The 1,785-nt window shown below is 65.9% G+C and carries 1 protein-coding gene; it reads right to left on the minus strand.

Going from position 1 to position 1,785, the window contains the following annotated elements; all coding sequences use genetic code 11:
- Nucleotides 1–35 precede the first annotated feature (35 nt).
- Entirely contained in the window at nt 36–1,664 is a 1,629-nt protein-coding gene (locus tag CCN56_RS38745; protein ID WP_086832319.1) for an ABC transporter substrate-binding protein, read from the minus strand.
- Nucleotides 1,665–1,785: the final 121 nt, after the last annotated feature.

Raw genomic sequence — 1,785 nt, forward strand, 5'->3', positions numbered from 1 at the left:
CGGCCCGGGCCGTACACCGCCGAACTGCTACGCGGTCACTTGACCTTGATCTGGTCGTAGACCGGGACGCTGAAGGGGTTCAGGGTCACGTTCTCGACCTTGTCCGAGTAGCCGGCGCTGCCGTTCTGGTACCAGAGCGGGATGGCGCCCATGTCGTCGCGGAGGACTCCCTCGGCCTGCTGGAAGAGGCCGACGGCCTTGTTGATGTCGGACTCGGCGTTGGCCTGGTTGACCAGCTTGTCGAACTCGGGGTTGGAGTACTTGCCGTCGTTGGACGAGGCGTTGGTGTAGTACAGCGGCTGCAGGAAGTTCTGGATGAGCGGGTAGTCCATCTGCCAGCCGGCCCGGAACGGGCCCTTCAGCTTCTGGGTGCTGGCCTGGCTGCGGAAGTCGGCGAAGGTGCCGATCGGGTTGCCGACGCAGGCCTTGTTGTTGCCGAGCGCGTTGTTGATGGAGTTGCAGACGGCGTCCACCCACTCCTTGTGGGAGCCGGTGTCGGCGTTGTACGAGATCGTCATCGTGCCGCCGGGGATGCCGCCGCCCTCGGCGACCAGCTTCTTCGCCTGGGCCGCGTCGTACTTGCAGAAGTCGCCGCAGACGTCCTTGTAGCCGCCCTCCGAGCCGAGCACCGGGGAGGTCCAGTCGACGGCGGGGGTGCGGGTCTTCTGGAAGATCGTCTCGGTGATCTGCTGGCGGTTGATCGCCATCGAGAGGCCCTGCCGGAGCTTCTCCTGGCCCGGCTTGTTCCACGCGGGGTCGTAGAACGGGAAGGAGATGGTCTGGATGATGCCGGCCGGGACGTTGATGTACCGGCCGCCGAGGTCGGCCTGGACGTTCTTGAGCTGCGCGGCGGGCACGTCGTCGACGAGGTCGAGGTTGCCGGCCGTCAGGTCCGTGTAGGCGGTGTTGTTGTCCGTGTAGACCTTGAGGTCGATGCCGCCGTTCTGGGCCTTGTCGGGGCCGGGGTAGGCGCCCCACTTCTTCAGGGACATCTGGGAGCCCTTGGAGTAGGAGTCGATGGTGTAGGGCCCGTTGCCGATGGGCTTCGAGAGCCAGCCGGCGTGGTCGCTGTAGAAGACCTGGGGAAGCGGCGAGAAGGCCGCGTAGCCGAGGGTGACGGGCCAGGTGGAGAACTTCTGGGTGAGCTTCACCGTGAAGGTCTGGGGGCCGGTCACCTTGAGGCCGGACATGGTCTCGGCGGTGGGCTCGCCCTTGTCGGGGTGGACCTTGTCGTAACCCTCGATCTGGCCGAAGAAGAACGCGTTCTTCTGGTTGTTCTTCAGACTGGCGCCGTAGTTCCAGGCGTCGACGAAGGACTTCGCGGTGACCTTCTCGCCGTTGGAGAAGGTCCAGCCGTCCTTGACCGTGATGGTGAAGTTCTGCGAGTCCGTGGTCTCGATCTTCTCGGCGAGCATGTTCTTGGCCTCGCCGGTCTTCGGGTCGTACTGCTTGAGCCCGCGGAAGATCATGGAGAGGACCTTGCCGCCCTGGACCTCGTTGGTGTTGGCGGGCTCCAGCGGGTTCTGCGGGTCGCCCCACGAGGAACTCACGATGCCGTCGGCCCCTCCGCCACCACCGCCGCTGTCGCCGCCACCACAGGCCGTCGCCGCGAGGGCGACGGCGGTGGCCAGTGCGGCCCACTTGGCGTGCGTGGCTCCGCGCATGGAGTGCCTCCCGTAACTTTTGCCGAGACTTAGGCCCCCATATCACCTCAACCCGGACAGGGCCGCATCTTGGCGACAGCTGTCCGGGGAAGCGGGCGTCACGACGACCGGTCATGGCGGA

Origin of the sequence: Streptomyces sp. NRRL B-24572 (assembly GCF_002156145.1) — a bacterium.
Lineage (GTDB): Bacteria > Actinomycetota > Actinomycetes > Streptomycetales > Streptomycetaceae > Streptomyces > Streptomyces vietnamensis.

What these genes read in the sequence shown, in the direction of transcription:
- CCN56_RS38745 (WP_086832319.1), bottom strand. Translation starts at nt 1,664, where the DNA reads ATGCGCGGAGCCACGCACGCCAAGTGGGCCGCACTGGCCACCGCCGTC.